This is a genomic window from Micromonospora sp. NBC_00858 (genome assembly GCF_045207365.1).
In the GTDB taxonomy this organism is placed as follows: domain Bacteria; phylum Actinomycetota; class Actinomycetes; order Mycobacteriales; family Micromonosporaceae; genus Micromonospora.
Map to the genome: position 1 here is coordinate 6,635,699 of NZ_CP108828.1, position 16,659 is coordinate 6,652,357.

General features: G+C 70.8%; 16 protein-coding genes. 9 read left to right on the plus strand and 7 right to left on the minus strand.

What is annotated here, in order from left to right; translation table 11 throughout:
- Positions 1-5: 5 nt before the first annotated feature.
- Positions 6-704, minus strand: a complete 699-nt coding sequence (locus OG990_RS30955; protein ID WP_406078005.1) for a DUF998 domain-containing protein — start codon at positions 702-704, stop codon at positions 6-8.
- Positions 705-918: 214 nt separating this feature from the next.
- Between OG990_RS30955 and OG990_RS30960 the strand changes: the two genes are divergently transcribed.
- The 7 genes from OG990_RS30960 to OG990_RS30990 all read left to right on the plus strand — a co-directional run bounded on the left by OG990_RS30960 (position 919) and on the right by OG990_RS30990 (position 7,971).
- On the plus strand, positions 919-1,227 hold the full coding sequence (locus OG990_RS30960) for a YbaB/EbfC family nucleoid-associated protein (RefSeq protein ID WP_252417486.1): 309 nt from the start codon (positions 919-921) through the stop codon (positions 1,225-1,227).
- Positions 1,228-1,235: 8 nt separating this feature from the next.
- Entirely contained in the window at positions 1,236-1,829 is a 594-nt protein-coding gene (recR, locus tag OG990_RS30965; protein WP_355610797.1) for a recombination mediator RecR, read from the plus strand.
- A 312-nt stretch (positions 1,830-2,141) separates the two neighbouring features.
- Entirely contained in the window at positions 2,142-3,803 is a 1,662-nt protein-coding gene (locus OG990_RS30970; RefSeq protein WP_406078006.1) for an ABC transporter substrate-binding protein, read from the plus strand.
- 82 nt (positions 3,804-3,885) lie between these two features.
- Positions 3,886-4,890: an ABC transporter permease gene (locus OG990_RS30975; RefSeq protein WP_328421375.1), complete on the plus strand. Its 1,005-nt coding sequence runs from the start codon at positions 3,886-3,888 to the stop codon at positions 4,888-4,890.
- Positions 4,887-5,849 (plus strand): ABC transporter permease, encoded by a 963-nt coding sequence (locus OG990_RS30980; protein WP_328421373.1) that lies wholly within the window; start codon positions 4,887-4,889, stop codon positions 5,847-5,849. Before OG990_RS30975 ends, OG990_RS30980 begins: the two co-directional genes overlap by 4 nt.
- An 8-nt stretch (positions 5,850-5,857) precedes the next feature.
- The gene (locus tag OG990_RS30985; protein ID WP_386992624.1) at positions 5,858-6,871 is read left to right on the plus strand and encodes an ABC transporter ATP-binding protein; all 1,014 of its coding nucleotides are present in this window, start codon (positions 5,858-5,860) and stop codon (positions 6,869-6,871) included.
- Positions 6,868-7,971, plus strand: coding sequence for an oligopeptide/dipeptide ABC transporter ATP-binding protein (locus OG990_RS30990; protein ID WP_328421369.1), 1,104 nt, complete (start codon positions 6,868-6,870; stop codon positions 7,969-7,971). Before OG990_RS30985 ends, OG990_RS30990 begins: the two co-directional genes overlap by 4 nt.
- Before the next feature lie 102 nt (positions 7,972-8,073).
- Here OG990_RS30990 and OG990_RS30995 read toward each other — a convergent pair whose 3' ends face one another.
- Entirely contained in the window at positions 8,074-8,466 is a 393-nt protein-coding gene (locus OG990_RS30995; protein WP_328421367.1) for a hypothetical protein, read from the minus strand.
- On the minus strand, positions 8,463-9,104 hold the full coding sequence (locus OG990_RS31000; RefSeq protein WP_328421365.1) for an HNH endonuclease family protein: 642 nt from the start codon (positions 9,102-9,104) through the stop codon (positions 8,463-8,465). The genes OG990_RS30995 and OG990_RS31000 overlap by 4 nt, the downstream gene beginning before the upstream one ends.
- Before the next feature lie 107 nt (positions 9,105-9,211).
- On the opposite strand from OG990_RS31000, the gene OG990_RS31005 reads away from it, so the two are divergent.
- Positions 9,212-10,705 (plus strand): MFS transporter, encoded by a 1,494-nt coding sequence (locus OG990_RS31005; RefSeq protein ID WP_406078007.1) that lies wholly within the window; start codon positions 9,212-9,214, stop codon positions 10,703-10,705.
- A gap of 41 nt (positions 10,706-10,746) precedes the next feature.
- Here OG990_RS31005 and leuA read toward each other — a convergent pair whose 3' ends face one another.
- Together leuA and OG990_RS31015 are read right to left on the minus strand one after the other, a co-directional pair.
- The gene (leuA, locus tag OG990_RS31010) at positions 10,747-12,504 is read right to left on the minus strand and encodes a 2-isopropylmalate synthase (RefSeq protein WP_406078008.1); all 1,758 of its coding nucleotides are present in this window, start codon (positions 12,502-12,504) and stop codon (positions 10,747-10,749) included.
- A 237-nt stretch (positions 12,505-12,741) separates the two neighbouring features.
- Positions 12,742-14,013: an MFS transporter gene (locus OG990_RS31015; RefSeq protein ID WP_406078009.1), complete on the minus strand. Its 1,272-nt coding sequence runs from the start codon at positions 14,011-14,013 to the stop codon at positions 12,742-12,744.
- 71 nt (positions 14,014-14,084) lie between these two features.
- Between OG990_RS31015 and OG990_RS31020 the strand changes: the two genes are divergently transcribed.
- The gene (locus tag OG990_RS31020; RefSeq protein WP_406078010.1) at positions 14,085-15,077 is read left to right on the plus strand and encodes an ArsR family transcriptional regulator; all 993 of its coding nucleotides are present in this window, start codon (positions 14,085-14,087) and stop codon (positions 15,075-15,077) included.
- Between the two features lie 13 nt (positions 15,078-15,090).
- On the opposite strand, the gene OG990_RS31025 is transcribed toward OG990_RS31020, so the two are convergent.
- Together OG990_RS31025 and OG990_RS31030 are read right to left on the minus strand one after the other, a co-directional pair.
- Positions 15,091-15,630 (minus strand): nitroreductase family protein, encoded by a 540-nt coding sequence (locus OG990_RS31025; RefSeq protein ID WP_406078011.1) that lies wholly within the window; start codon positions 15,628-15,630, stop codon positions 15,091-15,093.
- Between the two features lie 83 nt (positions 15,631-15,713).
- A complete protein-coding gene (locus tag OG990_RS31030; RefSeq protein ID WP_355610768.1) occupies positions 15,714-16,502 on the minus strand; it encodes a hypothetical protein in 789 nt (262 codons plus the stop codon).
- Positions 16,503-16,659 lie beyond the last annotated feature (157 nt).

The following is a 16,659-nucleotide window of genomic DNA, read 5'->3' on the forward strand; positions in this document are numbered from 1 at the left end:
GGTGATCACCACCGGGGCGCGGCAGCGGTTGCGGACGGCACGGTCGACCGGCTCTGCAGCACCCGACCACCGGCTGTCTCGGCGAGCAGGACGCCGAGGCAGCAGGCCCAGAGCGGGAAGGGCAGCACGGCGACCCGTTCCATGCCGCCCACCCCGATCCCGATGCCCTGCTGGGCGAAGAACAGCACCGTCCCGGCCAGGGCGATCAACCCGGCGGTGAGGGTGAGGCGTCGCCACTGGCCGAGCACGGTGCCGCGCGGCGCGCGCCCGGCGAGGAGCAGGCCGACATTGCCTCCCATGATCAGAAAGGCGCCCAGGACGTGTCGGTTCTCGTCGACATCCGCCGGATAGACGGCCGCCATGGCGTACCCGCCGGTGGCCAGCAGCAGCAGCGTCTGGGCCGACCGGACCACGGCACCGCGACCGAGGAGCCGCCAGGTCAGCAGTAGCCCGGCGGCGAGCAGCACGGCGGTGGCCAGCAGTGCGGCGTTCATCAGCGGGTGCCAGGGCGAGCAGACGGAGCGGGGCCTGCTGGTGTCCCAGCTCCCGCAGTGGACGTTGCCGAGGTCGCTGATGTTGTTGGTGGCCCAGCTGTAGGTGGGCTGGCGCCAGCGCAGGCCGGTGACCAGGCTGGCGGTGAGGAAGATCGGTACGGCCGTCATCCAGCACAGGGCGCCGATCCGGCCGGTGCGGTTGAGGTGCATACCGTCGAGCAGACCAGTTCGGCAGGTCCCGCCACACTACCCGTAGCCGGCCGGTTCCGGGTAGTGCTAGCCGTACCCGGACGCCGTCCTTTCGGCTCCGGCGTGGGCGGACGCACCTGGCGGGGCGGGGTCGGTCACAGCGGATAGGCTGGGCGGCGGCCGAGCAGACGAGTGCGAGAAGGAGCCATCCGTGCGCCCAGGTGGACAGCCGAACATGCAGCAGATGCTGAAGCAGGCGCAGAAGATGCAGCAGCAGATCGCCACCGCCCAGGCCGAGTTGGCCGAGGCCGAGCTGACCGGCACCGCCGGCGGTGGGCTGGTCACCGCGACCGTCTCCGGCGCCGGTGAGCTCAAGGCGATCAAGATCGACCCGAAGGCCGTCGACCCGGACGACGTGGAGACTCTGGAGGACCTGGTCGTCGCGGCCGTGCACAACGCCGCCGAGGCGGCACGGGAGCTGACCGAGCGCAAGATGGGCCCCGTCACCGGCGGCATGGGCGGCCTCGGCCTGCCCGGTTTCTGAGCCGGCAGATGTACGAAGGTGCCATCCAGGATCTGATCGACGAGCTGGGTCGGCTGCCGGGCGTGGGCCCGAAGAGCGCCCAGCGGATCGCGTTCCACGTGCTGTCGGCGGATCCGACCGACGTCAACCGGCTGGCCGGCGCGCTGCGCAAGGTCAAGGAGCTGGTGCGGTTCTGCACGACCTGTTACAACGTGGCCGAGTCCGAGCAGTGCCGGATCTGCCGCGACCCCCGCCGCACGAACGAGGTGCTGTGCGTGGTGGAGGAGCCCAAGGACGTGGTGGCTGTCGAGCGGACCGGTGAGTTCCGCGGCCGGTACCACGTGCTCGGCGGCGCGATCAATCCGCTGGAGGGGATCGGCCCGGACAATCTGCGCATCCGGGAGCTGATGATCCGGCTTGGCGAGGGCACGGTGCGGGAGCTGATCCTGGCCACCGACCCGAACACCGAGGGCGAGGCGACCGCCACCTACCTGGCGTTGATGGTGAAGCCGATGGGGATCGCGGTGACCCGGCTGGCCAGCGGGCTGCCGGTGGGCGGCGACCTGGAGTACGCCGACGAGATCACCCTCGGTCGGGCCTTCGAGGGGCGCCGGGCCGTCTGAACCGGCCTCGTACGGCCGATGGTCGGCACCCGGTCCGGGTGCCGACCATCGTCGCCGTCGTGCCCGGAAATGATCTGACACCTGCTCCCTCCTGCGGCCGTTCGACGTAACAGTTTGGCATCGCGGGTGGCGATTGCACGGTTTCGGACGACTTTCACCTTCGATTCGAATGTCAAGCGACGATTGAGGCACGATCCGATACCAACCGTCCACCCAACGGTTTCCGGCTGGACGCAACGGGAGCTATGGTCACCGCCATCGGTGACCCCTGTCACCACGTTGTCCGTACCCCCAAGGACGAGGTGAGGCACGATGCGTGCACCCAGGCCGAAGGTCGCGATAGCGGCCGTCGCGGTCGCGGCCCTCGCGGTAGCAGGCTGCGCCGAGAGCAACCGTGACGACAGCTCCAGCGGTAGTAAGAAGGACACCCTCGTCTTCGGCGTTGCCGGAGACCCGAAGGTGCTCGACCCGAGCTTCGCCAGCGACGGTGAGTCGCTGCGTGTGGCGCGTCAGGTCTTCGAGACGCTGGTCCGACCGGAGGAGGGTGGCACCAAGGTCACCCCCGGCCTGGCCGAGTCCTGGACCCCGGACGCCGCCGGCACCACCTGGACCTTCAAGCTCCGCTCGGGCGTGAAGTTCCACGATGGCACCGACTTCAACGCCGAGGCCGTCTGCGTCAACTTCAACCGCTGGTACAACGCCAAGGGCCTCATGCAGAGCCCGGACGTGACCGCGTACTGGCAGGACGTCATGGGTGGCTTCGCCGCGAACGAGAACGCGGACCTGCCGCCGAGCCTCTTCAAGTCCTGCGCCGCCAAGGACGCGACCACTGTCGACCTGGCGTTCACCCGGGTCTCCAGCAAGATCCCGGCCGCGCTGATGCTCCCCTCGTTCTCCATCCACAGCCCGAAGGCGCTGCAGGAGTTCGACGCCAGCAACGTGGGCGGCACCGCCGAGGACATCAAGTACCCGGCGTACGCGACGGAGCACCCGACCGGCACCGGCCCGTTCAAGTTCAAGACCTGGGACGTCGCGAACAAGACGCTGACCCTGGAGCGCAACGAGGACTACTCGGGCACCAAGGCCAAGCTGAAGACCCTGATCTTCAAGACGATCTCGGACGAGAACGCCCGCAAGCAGGCGCTGCGCTCCGGTGACATCCAGGGCTACGACCTGGTCGGCCCGGCCGACGTCGAGCCGCTGAAGGGCGAGGGCTTCAACGTCCTCACCCGCCCGGCGTTCAACGTGCTCTACCTGGCGATCAACCAGAAGGGCAACCCGAAGCTCGCCGACCCGAAGGTCCGGCAGGCGATCGCGTACGCGCTGAACCGTCAGCAGCTGGTCGACTCGAAGCTGCCCCCGGGCGCCAAGGTCGCGGACAACTTCATGCCGGACACCGTTGAGGGCTGGAACGGCGACGTCACCAAGTACACGTACGACCCGGCCAAGGCGAAGGCGCTGCTGGCCGAGGCCGGTGCGTCGAACCTGACGCTGAGGTTCCACTACCCGACCGAGGTCACCCGGCCGTACATGCCGAACCCGAAGGACATCTTCGAGCTGCTCTCGGCGGACCTGAAGGCGGTCGGCATCACGGTCCAGGCGATCCCGCTCAAGTGGAGCCCGGACTACCTCAACGCCACCACCTCCGGCAACAAGCACGACATCCACTTCCTCGGCTGGACCGGTGACTACGGCGACGCCTACAACTTCATCGGTACCTTCTTCGACCGGCCGAAGGACGAGTGGGGCTTCAACAACAAGGCCCTGTTCGACCAGTTCAAGGACGCGGACACCACCGCGGACGCGGCGGCCCGGACCGAGAAGTACAAGGCCCTCAACAAGGCCGTGATGGACTTCCTGCCCGGTGTGCCGATCTCGCACTCCCCGCCGGCGATCGTGTTCGGCAAGGACGTGACCGGCGTCAAGGCGAGCCCGCTCACCGACGAGCGGTACGCCTCCGCCGAGTTCAAGTAAGTCCTGATCTGACGCAAGGAACGCGGGCGGGCGCTGTTGCACAGCGCCCGCCCGCAACCCTCCGCACCCCTTCGAGGCCGCCGTGTTCCGGTTCATCGTCAGGCGCCTGCTTCAGCTGATACCCACGCTGTTCGGGCTCTCCCTTCTGCTCTTCATCTGGCTCCGCAGGCTCCCCGGCGGCCCCGAGACCGCCATTCTCGGCGAGCGCGGCACGCCCGAGATGCGTGCCGCCATCCGCCACAACATGGGCCTCGACGAGCCCATCCTGGTGCAGTACGGACGGTTCGTTCGGCGGATGGTCAAGCTCGACCTGGGCACCTCGACCTCCACCAAGCGGGCGGTCACCACGGAGTTCATCGAGCGCTTCCCCGGCACCGTCGAGCTGACCATCACCGCGATGGTGATCGCGATCGGTATCGGCATCCCGCTGGGCTATCTGGCCGCCCGCCGTCGGGGCCGGTTCCTGGACCACGCCTCCGTGGGCGGCTCGCTGATCGGCATCTGCATCCCGGTCTTCTTCCTCGGCTACGTGCTCAAGGCGATCTTCTCGGAGAACCTGCACTGGTTCCCGTCCAGCGGCCGGCAGGACCCGACGCTCGGGGCGACCCGAGTCACCAACTTCTTCGTCCTCGACGGGCTGATGACCCGCGAGTGGGACGCCGCCGCCGACGCTCTCTGGCATCTGGTGCTGCCCGCCATCGCGCTGGCCAGCATCCCGCTGGCGATCATCGTCCGGATAACCCGGGCGAGCGTGCTGGAGGTGCTGAACGAGGACTTTGTCCGGACCGCCGAGGCCAAGGGCCTGACCGAGCAGACGGTCCGTAGCCGGCACGTGCTGCGCAACGCGATGCTGCCGGTGGCCACCTCGATCGGCCTGCTCGCCGGCGGTCTGCTCTCCGGCGCCGTGCTGACCGAGACCGTCTTCGCCTTCAGTGGCATCGGAGCCTTCGTCGCCGAGGCCATCGGCCAGCGCGACTATCCGGTGCTGATGGGCTTCATTCTGATCATCGCGGTGGTGTACGTGCTGGTGAACCTTCTGGTCGACCTCTCCTACAGCTTCATCGACCCGAGGGTGAGGGTGCGATGACGCTCAGCCCGGGAAAGAAGCGCGAAAAGATCGACCGGCTCTCGGAGCTGGCTGCCCGCGACGACGAGCGTGGGGTCAGCCTCTGGCAGGAGGCGTTCCGCCGGCTGCGCGGCAACCCGGCGGCGATCGTCGGCGCGATCATCCTGGCGATCTTCGTGCTGGTCGCGGTGATCGGTCCGTTCCTCGTGCCGTACGCGCCGACCGACACGATCGGCATCCGCGAGGGGCTGATCAAGCCGGGCCTCATCCCCGGCCCCACCGGCGAGCACTGGTTTGGTTACGACCACCAGGGCCGGGACGAGTTCAGCCGGATGATCGTGGGTGCACGGCAGACCCTGCTGGTCGGCGTGGTCTCCACCCTGATCGGTCTGGCGATCGGTGCGCTGATCGGCGGCATCTCCGGTGCCGCGGCAGGCCTCGGTGGCCGGTGGGGGCGGTGGATCGACACCACGCTGATGCGGTTCGTCGACATGCTGCTGGCGATGCCGAGCCTGCTGCTGGCGGTCAGCATCGCGGCCCTGCTCGGGGCCAGCCTGACCACGGTGATGATCGCGGTCGGTGTGGTCTCGGTGCCGGTCTTCGCCCGGCTGCTGCGTGGCTCGATGATCTCCCAGGCCAACAGCGACTATGTGCTGGCGGCCACCTCGCTCGGCGTGAAGAAGTCCAAGATCGCGCTTACCCACGTGGTGCCGAACTCGCTCGCCCCGGTGATCGTGCAGGCCACCCTGACCCTGGCCACCGCGATCATCGAGGCCGCGGCGCTCTCCTTCCTGGGCCTGGGCAACCCCGACACCGCCGTACCGGAGTGGGGGGTCATGCTCGCCGACGCGCAGCAGTACCTCGGCATCCGGCCGTCGCTGGCGATCTACCCGGCGGTCGCGATCATCATCACCGCGCTCGGCTTCACCCTGCTCGGTGAGGCGATGCGCGAGGCCCTCGACCCGAAGCTGCGGAAGTAGGCCCGACAATGGCACTGCTCGAAGTGGACGACCTCTCCGTCACGTTCGCCCGGCGCGGCCAGCGCGCCGTGCACGCGGTCGACGGTGTGTCCTTCTCCGTCGACGCCGGTGAGGTGGTCGGCCTGGTCGGCGAGTCCGGCTGCGGCAAGAGCGTCACCTCGCTGGCGATCATGGGTCTGCTGCCGAAGCAGCCCGGGTTGCGGGTCGGTGGCAAGGCCGTCTTCGACGGCACCGACCTGCTCCAGCTCGATGACCGGTCGCGGCGGGACATCCGGGGCCGGGACATCGCGATGATCTTCCAGGACCCACTCTCCTCATTGAACCCGGTGATCCCGATCGGGTTGCAGGTGACCGAGGTGCTCACCCGGCACCGGGGGATGAAGGGCGACGCCGCCACCAAGGAGGCTGCCGCGCTGCTGGACCGGGTCGGCATCCCGGACCCTAAGCGCCGGCTGAAGGAGTACCCGCACCAGCTCTCCGGCGGGATGCGGCAGCGGGCGCTGATCGCGATGGCGGTGGCCTGCCAGCCTCGGCTGCTGATCGCCGACGAGCCGACCACCGCGCTGGACGTCACCATTCAGGCCCAGATCCTGGAGCTGCTCAAGGAGCTGGTTCGGGACTCCGGCACCGCGTTGCTGATGATCACGCACGATCTCGGTGTGGTGGCCGGCATGGTCGACACGGTCAACGTGCTCTACGGCGGCCGGGTGGTGGAGACGGCACGCCGTCGTCCGCTGTTCCGCGAGCCGCGTCACCCGTACACCGTGGGTCTGCTCGGCTCGGTGCCACGACTGGACGCCGGGCGGGGCGAAAAGCTCAACCCGATCCCCGGTTCGGTCCGTGACCTGCTGCCCTGGCCGGACGGCTGCGCCTTCGCCCCGCGTTGCGCCCGCCGGACCGACGAGTGCGTGGGTCAGCCGCCGGAGCTGGTGCACACCTACGACGGGCGGAGCTACCGGTGCGTCAACCCGGAGCCGGTGCCCGGCACGGTGCCCGCCCCACGCGAGGAGGAATCAGCGTGAGCGACAACGACATCCTCGTCGAGGTACGTGACCTGAAGGTGCACTTCCCGATCAAGCGGGGAGTGCTCTTCGACCGGGTCGTCGGGCAGGTGAAGGCGGTCGACGGGGTCGACCTGAGCATCCCGCGCGGCAAGACGTACGGCCTGGTCGGCGAGTCCGGCTGCGGAAAGTCCACGCTCGGGCGGGCACTGCTCCAGCTCAACCCGCCGACCTCGGGCGAGGTCAGCTTCGACGGCGTCGAGCTGACGACGCTGCCGCCCGGCAAGCTGCGCACCATGCGGCGCCGGATGCAGATGATCTTCCAGGATCCGATGTCCAGCCTCGATCCGCGGCAGAACGTCGAGTCCATCCTGACCGAGGGGTTGCAGACCCACGGGATCGGCACCGACCGCACCGACCGTCGGCGGATCATCGGCGAGACGCTGGACGCGGTGGGGTTGCCCCGCTGGGCACTGTCCCGCTACCCGCACGAGTTCTCCGGCGGGCAGCGCCAGCGCATCGGCATCGCCCGCGCGCTGGTGCTCGGGCCGGAGCTGATCGTCGCCGACGAGCCGGTCTCGGCGCTCGACGTCTCGATCCAGGCCCAGGTGGTGAACCTGCTGGACGAGTTGCAGGACAGCCTGGGCCTGACCTACCTGGTGATCGCGCACGACCTCGCGGTCGTCCGGCACATCTCCGACACGGTCGGCGTGATGTACCTGGGCGCGCTGGTCGAGGAGGCGCCGAGCGACCGGCTCTACACTGAGCCGCTGCACCCGTACACCCGGGCGCTGATGTCCGCGGTGCCGGTGCCGGACCCGGACGTGGAGGACCGGCGGGAGCGGATCCTGCTCGCGGGCGACCTGCCCTCGCCAGCCAACCCGCCGTCCGGCTGCCGCTTCCACACCCGCTGCCCGTGGGCGCAGCCCACGCGCTGCGTGGACGAGCGGCCGGTGCTGCGCGAGATCGGCGCCAGCCGGGTTGCCTGCCACTGGGCCGAGCAGATCGCCAGCGGGGAGTTGCGCCCGCACAAGGTCAGCGTGCAGATCGTCCGCCCCGAGGGCGAGGGCGACTCGCCGGGCGTGGTCTCCGCCCCCAGCGAGCCCGGCTCGTACGTCTGAGGCGGGGCTCAACGTCCTGGTGAGCGTGATACCTCTGAGGCATCAATATTCCTGAGAGGTATCACGCTCGACCGGGCGACCGCCGGGCCGCGCCAGAGTGGGTCAGCCCTCAGGGCGGTGCAGCAGGGCCACCGCGACGCCGTGTACCGCGTCCAGCCCCGCCGGGTCGTTCAGCCCGACCGCCCCGCCGGTCACCGCGTACCACTCGTCCGCGTCCTTGTACTGCACGCGCAGGGTGACCCGGCCGTCCGCGTACTCGGTGCGCAGGGTCAACTCGCCGGTGACCACCCCGACCTCGTCGGTCATCACCCCGCCTGGGCCGGGCACGATGTCGGCGGTGCGGCTCTGCGGGCCGCCGGCCCCGTCCGAGTCGGCGACCATGCCGGCCCCCGGAACGGCGGCCGAGGTCTCGGCCGTGCCGTCCGCGGTCATGCCGGCAGTGGCCGGGCCGGTGTCATCGGTCGCCCCGGCGCCTGTCGCGGCTTGTTCGCTCACCTGCAGCCCTCCAACATGTCGGTCAGGGCGGCCTTCTCGGCGGTGGTCACCGTCAGCCGCCAGTGGTGCTTCACCGTCACCCAACTCTCGGCGTACTGGCACCAGTACGACCGGTTCGCCGGCTTCCACTGCGACGGGTCCTGGTCACCCTTTGCCCGATTGGAGGACGCGGAAACCGCGATGAGCTGCGGCCGGGTGGTGTCGTTGGCGAAGTCGCCGCGCTTCGCGTCGTCCCACTCGTCGGCACCCGAGCGCCAGGCGTTGGCCAGCGGCACCATGTGATCGATGTCCACGTCGGAGGGATCGGTGGCGCTGCGACCGTCGTACACGCTCTCCCAGCGACCGCCGACCACGTTGCAGCCGGAGAGTTTCACGTCCTTGCCGTCGCGCTGCAGGATGCTGTCCCGCACGTCGCAGTTCTTGCCGGTGTCCCGCCAGTGCGGGAAGTGGTCGCGGCTGTAGCCCTTCATCGAGCCTGCGGTGGCGACGGTGAGCTGACCCAACTGCTGCACGGTGTTGCCGCCGCCACTCGGTGGCGGCGTTTCCGGCTCATCCTGGGGGACGCAACCGGCCACGCCGAGCGCCAGCGCCGCGACGAGCGCGGCCACCACCGCGCGCGGTCCTGATCTGGTACGCACAGACGACACCTCTCCAGCTTGCGTGCTCCCGGCGATTGCGCACAGTACCCGGGGATGGTTTCGGCGTTTCGTGGCGTCTCCCACATCGTGCAAGGCAGATTGGTGGGATGACCAGACCCGCACCGGCACCCGCACTGCGGATGGGCACCGCCGCCGGCCGGGGCACGCTGCTCGCCGCGGTGCTCGCCTCCGGCATGGTCTTCCTGGACAGCACGGTAGTCAATGTCGCGCTGCCCAAGCTCGGCCAGGACCTCGGCGCGAACGTGGCCGATCTGCAGTGGACCGTCAACGGCTACCTGCTGATGCTGGCGGCGTTCGTGCTGCTCGGCGGCGCACTAGGCGACCGCTTCGGCCGGCGGCGGGTCTTCCTGATCGGGGTGGCGTGGTTCACCACCGCCTCGGTGCTGTGCGGGCTGTCCCAGGGCACCGGCTGGCTGATCGCGGCCCGGTTCCTCCAGGGCGCCGGCGGCGCGCTGCTCACCCCCGGGTCACTGTCGGTGCTCCAGTCCAGTTTTCACCCGGACGACCGGGGCCGGGCGATCGGCGCCTGGGCCGGGCTGTCCGGGGTGTCCACCGCGCTGGGTCCGTTCATCGGCGGCTGGTTGATCGACGCGCTGTCCTGGCGGTGGATCTTCTTCCTCAACCTGCCGCTGGCCGTACTGGTGGTGCTGGCCACCCTGCGCTGGGTGCCGGAGAGCCGGGACGAGAGCGCCTCCCGGACCGCGGGGCCGGGCCGAACCCGACGCCGGTTCGACGTGCTCGGAGCGCTGCTCGGCGCCCTCGCGCTCGCCGGCGTCACGTACGCCCTGATCGACGCGCCGGCGCGCGGCTACGACTCGGCCCCGGTGCTGATCGCGGCGCTGGTCGGGGTGCTGGCCGCGGTGGCCTTCGTGCTGCTTGAACGGCGGCGCGGCGACGCCGCGATGCTGCCCACCGGCCTGTTCAGCAGCCGGCTCTTCTCGGTGCTGAACATCTTCACCGTGGTGGTGTACGCGGCGCTCGGCGGGTTCACCTTCTTCTTCGCCGTCTACCTGCAGAACGTGGTCGAGTGGTCGGCCTTCCGCACCGGGATCGCGCTGTTGCCGATGACGGTGCTGCTGCTCATCGGGTCGGCCCGGGCCGGCGCGCTGTCGGCGCGGATCGGCCCCCGGCTGCCGCTGAGCATCGGGCCGGTGGTGTCGGCCGCCGGTCTGCTGCTGCTGCGCGGTGTCGGGCCAGGCGCGTCGTACTGGCTTGACGTGCTGCCCGGGGTGCTGCTCTTCGGCCTCGGGCTGACCCTGGTGGTGGCACCGCTCACCGCGTCCGTGCTGGCTGCCGTGGAGGACCGGTTCTCCGGGGTGGCCAGCGGCTTCAACAACGCCGCGTCCCGGGCCGGTGGCCTGCTGGCGGTGGCCGCGCTGCCGCTGCTGGTCGGCCTCTCCGGCGGCGGGTACGAGCAGAAGGCCGAACTGACGAACGCGTTCCGGGGTGCGATGACCTGGTGTGCCGGGCTGCTGCTGGCCGGTGCGGTGCTGGCCCTCGTCCTGGTGCACCGACCGCCCCGGGACGCTCCGCCGTCGCAGCCGTGCCACTCGTTGCCTGCCGCCACGCCCCCGAAGTAGGGAAGGGGCACTTCCGTACTTCGGGGGTGTGGTGCGTGCGGTCAGCGGCGGGCGCGGTTGACGGCGCTGGTGACCGCCTTGATCGACGCGGTGACGATGTTGGCGTCGGTGCCGACGCCCCAGACCGTCCGGCCGTCGACCTCGCACTCCACGTACGCGGCGGCCTGCGCGTCACCACCGGAGGAGAGCGCGTGCTCGTGGTAGTCGAGCACCCGCACGCCCACCCCGACCGACTGCAGCGCGTTGACGTACGCGTCGATCGGGCCGTTGCCGACCGCGGCGAGCGTCCGCTGTTCGGTGCCCACACCGACCTGGGCCTCGATCTCGACCTTGCCGTCGGTGGTGCCGATCGTGTAGCCGGCCAGCCGGACCGCCGGGTCGGGCTGGTGGTCGAGCAGGTAGTGGGTCGCGAAGATCTCCCACATGGCGCTCGGGTCGACCTCGCCGCCGTCGTGGTCGGTGACCTGCTGCACCACTCCGGAGAACTCGATCTGGAGCCGGCGGGGCAGGTCCAGTTGGTGCTCGCTCTTCATGATGTACGCGACGCCGCCCTTGCCGGACTGCGAGTTGACCCGGATGACCGCCTCGTAGGTGCGGCCCAGGTCCTTCGGGTCGATCGGCAGGTAGGGCACCGCCCAGGTCTGCTCGTCCACCGGTACGCCGGCAGCCGCCGCGTCGACGGCGAGGGCGTCGAACCCCTTCTTGATGGCGTCCTGGTGGGAGCCGGAGAAGGCGGTGTAGACCAGGTCGCCGGCGTACGGGTGGCGCTCGTGCACGGGCAGTTGGTTGCAGTACTCGACGGCCCGCCGGACCTCGTCGATGTTCGAGAAGTCGATCATCGGGTCGATGCCCTGGGAGAAGAGGTTGAGCCCCAGCGTCACCAGGTCCACGTTGCCGGTGCGCTCGCCGTTGCCGAACAGGCAGCCCTCGATCCGGTCCGCGCCAGCGAGCAGGCCCAGCTCGGCGGCGGCGACGCCGGTGCCCCGGTCATTGTGCGGGTGCAGGCTCAGCACCAGGCTGTCCCGCCGCGGCAGGTGCCGGTGCATCCACTCGATCGAGTCGGCGTACACGTTCGGGGTCGCCATCTCGACGGTGGCCGGCAGGTTGATGATCAGCTTCCGGTCCGGCGTCGGGTCGATCACGTCGATCACCCGGGAGCAGACCTCCAGCGCGTACTCCAGTTCGGTGCCGGTGTACGACTCCGGCGAGTACTCGTAGTGGATCTCGGTGTCCGGGGTGTGGATCTCGGCGTACTTCTGGCAGAGCCGCGCGCCGGAGGTGGCGATGTCGGCGATGCCGTCCCGGTCCAGCCCGAAGACCACCCGCCGCTGGAGGGTGGAGGTCGAGTTGTAGAAGTGCACGATGGCCCGCTTCGCCCCGCGCAGCGACTCGAACGTCCGGTCGATCAGGTGCTCCCGGCACTGGGTGAGCACCTGGATGGTGACGTCGTCCGGGATCATGTCCTGCTCGATGAGCTGCCGGACGAAGTCGAAGTCGGTCTGGCTGGCCGACGGGAAGCCGACCTCGATCTCCTTGTAGCCCATCTGGACCAGCAGCTGGAACATCCGACGCTTGCGCTCGGGCGACATCGGGTCGATCAGGGCCTGGTTGCCGTCCCGCAGGTCCACGGCGCACCAGCGCGGTGCGGCGTCGACGTGTCGGGTCGGCCAGGCACGGTCGGGCAGGTCGACCCGGAACTGCTCCCGGTAGGGCTGGTAGCGGTGGTACGGCATCCGGCTCGGGCGCTGCCGGGCGATCGGATCGGTCTCAGCGTCGGTGGTGCTGGCTGGTTGAGCCATGGCGGAGTGCTCCCGTGGTCACGTGGCGTTCAGCAATCGGACGGAGTCGGCGTCACTGCCGGTGCGTCGCTGCCCGGCGGGCCGAGGTGTGCTGCGGTGCTGATGGGCGGCGCGGTCCGACTCCGCGACGAGGTGCCGGCCGTCAGGCCTCGTCGCGGCGACCAAGGAGGAGGTGCGCCTGCCACATGACAGGGTGACCCTACGTGATGAGGCGGGGGGTGGGAAGGTAGGTCCGAACTATGGGACCGGTGTCACGACCCGTTCCGCGGCCGCGGCACCGAGCCGCGGCGTCCGCCCAGCCCACGCCACCACGGGTACGATCGCCAGCCCCACCAGCACGAAGATGGCCGCCGCCGGGAACCAGCCCCAGCCACCGGTGGTCACCCCCAGCGCGGTCAGCCCGGCGGGGGCGATCAGGTACTGCACCTGGGAGCCAAGCCGGAACGCCCCCACGTACGCGCCGCGTTGTTCGGCCGGTGGCAGAGCAGCGGTGAGCCCCCAGGCGCCCGCCGACTCGATCAGCTCGGCCACGATCAGCAGCGTTGCGGCGGCCACCAGCACCACCACCGTGAGCGGGCCCCGGGTGACCCCGGAGATCGGCAGGACCAGGCAGAACAGGGCGATCAGCAGGGCGCCCCGGCGGGAGGCCCGTGCCGCGCCCGCAGCGGTGTCGGCGCCCTGGCTGGCGCGTACCTGGAGCAGCACGATCAGGATTGTGTTGAGCAGCACCAGCCCGGCGATCACCGTCTTCGGGGCGTCGGTGTGGGTGAGGATCCAGAGCGGCAGCACCGTCAGGTAGAGCGTCTGGTGGGCGGTGAGCAGCCCGGACAGCAGGGACACCGCCACGAACGGGCGGTCCCGCAGCACGGCGAGCCGACTCATCGGCTCCGCCGGCCGGGCCGCCTGGGCCAGCCGGGGCAGTCGACGCACGAAGAGGGCCGTCACCAGGAAGACCGCCGCGATGAACCAGACCATCCCCCGGTACGCCGCGGTCGTGTCCACGGCCAGCACCAGGCCACTGATCACCGCGCCGAGCCCGAACCCGACGTTCAGCGACGAACGCTGGTACGCCATCGCCGTAACCCGCTCGGCCGGGGGGAGCGCGTTGATCGAGTAGACCTGACGGGCGACCCCGGTGGCGGCCTCCACGGCGGCCAGCGCCACCACCACGGCCAGGAAGCCGGCGAAGCCGCCCACGAACGGGTAGGTCGCGAAGAGCACCGCGTCCAGCACGAGCCCGACCGCCCAGACCCGCTGCGGCCCGTACCGGTCGGTGAGCCCGCCCAGCGGCACCGTGCCCAGCAGCGACACCCCCGCCGAGATGGACAGGCCCAGCCCGACCTGGGCGGCGCTGAGCCCGAGCGCCCGGGTGAAGAATACGGCGCTGCCGGCGTGGAACAGGCCGCTGCCGACGGCGTTGACCATGGCCTGCACGGCCAGGGCGCGAGTCAGCCCGGCCGGCGGTACGACGTTTCGGACAACAGTGCGAATGGTGTCTCTGGCCCCCATGGCAGGTGAGTGAAGCGTGCCCCCATGACGGCCGTCGAGTCTTTTAGGCTCAACCGAATCCTGCTCTGGGGGTGCGTGTGTCCGAGTTGCGGTTCAGCCTGGCCGACGTGGCGGGAGTGCGGCTTGCCGTGTCGCCGGCCAACGAGACGGTCATGAGCATGTGGGCACTGGCCGACCCGGTCCGCTACGCGGTGCACCTGCCGTGGATCGACCGGGCCCGGGTGACTCTGCGTTCTCCCGAGGTTGCCTCCCAGGTCCGACCGCTGCTGGAGCTGACCCAGCGGGGTTGCTGGCTGCCCGACTTCCTCACCCCGGCGGCCCGACCGAACGTGGAGATGACCGAGCAGCTCGATCAGATCGCGGCGACGCCGCCGGACGTGGTGGTTCAGGATCTGCTGGCGACCACTCCGCGCCGGCCGCTGAGTCCGTTCGGGCGGGCGCTGCTCACCGACCCTCGTGGGCTGCTGCCGGAGCTCGTCGATGCGGTGCGGGTCTGGTACGACGAGGCGATCGCCCCGGCCTGGCCGCGGATGCGCGCGCTGCTCGACGCCGACGTGGCGTACCGGGCCGCGCAACTCGCCGAGGGCGGTGCCGGGCGGTTGTTCGAGCAGCTCCACCCGAGCCTGCGCTGGCTTGGCGACCGGGTGGTCAGCGACGACCCGTTCGAGCGGGACTTCGACCTGCGCGGTCGTGGGTTGGCGCTGAATCCGGGCGTGTTCACCAACCGGCGGGTGCTGTGGAACCTGTTGGAGGATTCGTTGCCGGCCGGGGCGTACCCGGTCCGGGCGGTCGGGACGCTCTGGGAGGCGACCGCGCCGCCTCCCGGCGACCCGCTCGCACGGGTGATCGGCCCCGGCCGGGCCGCACTGCTGAACCTGCTCGACGCGGCGACCACCACCACCGACCTGGCCCGACTCACCGGGATGTCCGCCGGAAACGTCTCCCAGCACCTGGCCGCGCTGCATGCCGCCGGCCTGGTCCACCGGTCTCGACAGGGCCGGCACGTTCTCTACCGCAACACCGAGGCCGCGACGGTCCTGCTGCGCGCCAGCCGGGGCGGGTAACTCCGGCGGTCGATCAGCGGAGCAGCAGGTCGGCCAGCGGTCGGCGGTGCCGCAGGCCGGTCTCCTCGGCGACCAGGTCGGCCGGGAGGCTGAGCGGGTCGCCGAGTTGCCCGACGGCGACCACCGCGTACGGCCGCACGTCGGCGGGCAGGTGCAGGTCGGCGGCGAGCCCGGCACGGTCGATGGTGAGGACCTGGCGTACGTGCAGCCCGAGCGCGGTGGCCTGCACGCTGAGGTGGGCGACCGCCTGTCCCAGGTCGTAGGCGACCCCGTCCGCCGGTGCTGCGTCGGTGTCGACGTGCGCGGCGAGGAGCAGCGCGGCGGCCCGGTGGGCCCAGCGCTGGTCGCGCTCGGGGAGGTTGACCAGGATCCGCTTCCAGGTCTCGTCATCGCGGTGACCGAGAGTGAACCGCCAGGGCTGACGGTTGCCCAGCGAGGGTGCCCAGCGGGCCGCCTCCAGCAGTGAGGCCGCCTCCGCCCGACTCAGTACCTCGGTCGGGTCGAACGCCAGCGGGCTCCAGCGGTAGGCGAGTAGCGGGGTGAGGTCGGCCATACGAGCATCGTCCTTTATGGGTGATTCGCCCCTCAGGAAGGGTTCGTCAAATGTGGGCAAGAGCACCCGTAACGGGACGAAGATCAGGGCGTTCCCGCGCCCGAGCTACCGGTCGGGTCGGGTGTCGGCGGAGCCGCGGTGTCCAGCGGTTCCTCGTCCACCACCACCGGGCCGGCCAGCTGCACGGTGGCCGGCGCCGGGCCGGGCGGGGCGGCCAGCTTCAGCGTGCCGGTCTCCGTCCGGACGCCGGTCGGTGTGCCGTCCCGGTCGTAGCAGTAGATGCCGACGTCCAGCGGGGCGTTGAGCGAGGCGGAGGTGGAGTCCACCGAGTAGCAGGTGCCGGTGAGCCCCTTGGGCGGGTCGGCCGGGGCGACGGCGAGCGGCGCGCGGCGGTCGGTGAGCACGTCCAGCCAGTCGGTGAGCGGGTGCTGGACCCGGGGATCCAGCCGGCGCGGCAGGGCGTCGTCGCGCTCGCCGAGGCGTACGCAGCGGGCCGGGTTCGGCCGGCCGGCCGACGGCAGGGCGCACTGGAACAACCCGTCGGCGGTGGCGGCCAGCGAGACATCAGCGGTGCCGCCCAGCGCGCCACCCGGCACGTCGACCCGCCAGCTGCCGTCGTTCGCGCTGGTGAACACGATCATGCGGTCCGGTTGACCGGCCCGGCTGAACGCGTACTGCGCCACCAGATGGCGGTCCTGGGCCGCCGCGGCCAGCGCGGCCAACTCGTCGCGGGCGGCGGCCACCTCGACCGGCCCGGGATCGGTCGGTGGCGGGGTTGGAGGCTGCTCGCTGGTGCAGGCGACCAGGAGCGCCGGCAGGGCGAGCGCGAGCGGCCCGAGCACACGGCCGGCCGAGCGGATGAGGACGGGCACCGGCCCATTCTGGTGGGTGCGGGCGGGCGGCGGGTGCCGGCGCGCACGCGGCTCGCCCCGGCGTGTCGGGCGGGATCGCGCCGGCGTACCGCCCGACCTGGTGACGCGGGGCGGCCGCCCCGCCCGTGGCGCGCGCGGGCCGGATGATGGGATCACC